The sequence below is a fragment of the Maribacter sp. genome, from assembly GCF_049667165.1.
Lineage (GTDB): Bacteria > Bacteroidota > Bacteroidia > Flavobacteriales > Flavobacteriaceae > Maribacter_A.
Genome location: NZ_JBATHS010000256.1, coordinates 1 through 1,812, shown reverse-complemented (window position 1 = coordinate 1,812; position 1,812 = coordinate 1). Strand labels below are relative to the sequence as shown.

Genomic DNA, 1,812 nt, shown 5'->3' with positions numbered 1-1,812 from the left:
CATCAGGACATAGACTTTATGCTATAGATCTGCTCACGGGAACCCTGGTGATGTCCTTTGGAGAGCAGGGGAGTATAGATCTCGGACAAGGCCTGGGAAGAGAGATTGCTAAAGTCCCCATTGTTCTTACTACCCCCGGTGTAATTTATAAAAACTATCTTATACTCGGAGGCAGAACTTCGGAATCTCCCGGTGCGGCACCCGGACATATAAGAGCCTATAATGTGTTATCTGGGGAGATGGAGTGGATCTTCCATACAATTCCACAACCTAATGAATACGGGTATCGAACCTGGCCAAAAGAAGCCTATAAAACTACCGGGGGAGCCAATAATTGGGCGGGTATGGCCCTGGATGAACCTCGTGGTATTGTCTATGTGCCTACCGGTTCGGCAGCATTTGACTGGTACGGAGGGGATCGTTTAGGTGATAATCTTTTTGCCAATTCACTTTTAGCACTCGATGCTGAAACGGGGGAGCGTCTCTGGCATTTTCAAATGGTGAAGCACGACCTTTGGGATCGGGATCTTCCAGCGCCTCCAAATCTTTTTGAAATAGAACTAAATGGAGTCATGGTCCCGGCTGTAGCACAGATCACTAAAAGTGGGCATGTTTTTATTTTTAACAGACTTACAGGAATCCCGCTATTTCCTATGGAAGAAAAAGAGTACCCCAATACCACCTTAGAAGGTGATAAGGCTTCCAGCACCCAGGTACTGCCATTAAAACCTGCTCCTTTTGCAAGACAAACTTTAAATGAAGGTGATCTATATGCCCCGGATCAGCCGGCCTTTGTGGATGATTTTATTGATAAGGCGCAGAATTTTAGTCCGCCCACCGTGCGCGAAAAATTAGCATCCGTAACCTCCAAAGGACAATTTATCCCAATAGATACCAGAGGGGTTATTTTATATCCCGGAGCCGATGGTGGTGGGGAATGGGGGGGCGCTGCCCTGGATCCCAGAACGGGGATCATGTATGTAAATGGGAACGAAATGGCCTGGATAGTTCGGATGGCCAAAGTTGGTGAAAAAGACGGAAAGCCTTTAAGTCCGGGTGCTACCCTGGCTCAGATCCATTGTGTGCGATGTCATGGGGGCGAATTTCAGGGAATGGGAGAGGTCCCTGAATTACAACAAGTTAAAATGCGAATGGGGGCGAAAGATATCCAACAAATGATCTCCAAAGGAAAAGGGGCCATGCCTGCCATGCCTAATTTAACGGAAGATGAAGCCGCCTTGATCGCAGCTTTCTTAACCGATATGGAAGAGAAAAATACAGGAGCCAAAGATCATCACGCAGAGAGTAAAATTACGAGTAGATATGCCATGGTGGGCTTTGGACGATTTAAGGATGACAGAGGCTATCCTGTGATGAAACCCCCATGGGGAACCCTTAATGCCATAGACCTCAACACTGGAGAATATGTATGGAAAATACCTCTGGGTCATGAAGAAAGTCTGGAGGATCCTGAGGTTCCTGTTTCCGGTCTGGAGAATTACGGCGGACCTGTAATTACGGCCGGTGGGGTGTTGTTTATTGCCGCCACCAAGGATGAAAAATTCAGGGCCTTTCATATGAGAACCGGGGAGTTATTATGGGAGACCAGGCTACCAGCCGGCGGCTATGCCACTCCGGCCACCTATGAGGTAAATGGGAAACAGTATCTGGTCATAGCATGTGGAGGTGGCAAAATGGGGACCAAGTCTGGAGCAACCTATGTAGCTTATGCCCTTCCCGAGTAAAACTGGAAATACAATGAAAAAATTCGACTGGAAAAAAGTGGCTTACATCTTTGGGATTGTACTGTTC

At 47.4% G+C, this 1,812-nt stretch carries 1 protein-coding gene; it reads left to right on the top strand.

Annotated elements, in window-relative coordinates; genetic code table 11:
- Window positions 1-1,745: c-type cytochrome (locus WBM98_RS12680; RefSeq protein WP_424366390.1), on the top strand; the 1,745-nt coding region annotated here is incomplete at its 5' end.
- Window positions 1,746-1,812: the final 67 nt, after the last annotated feature.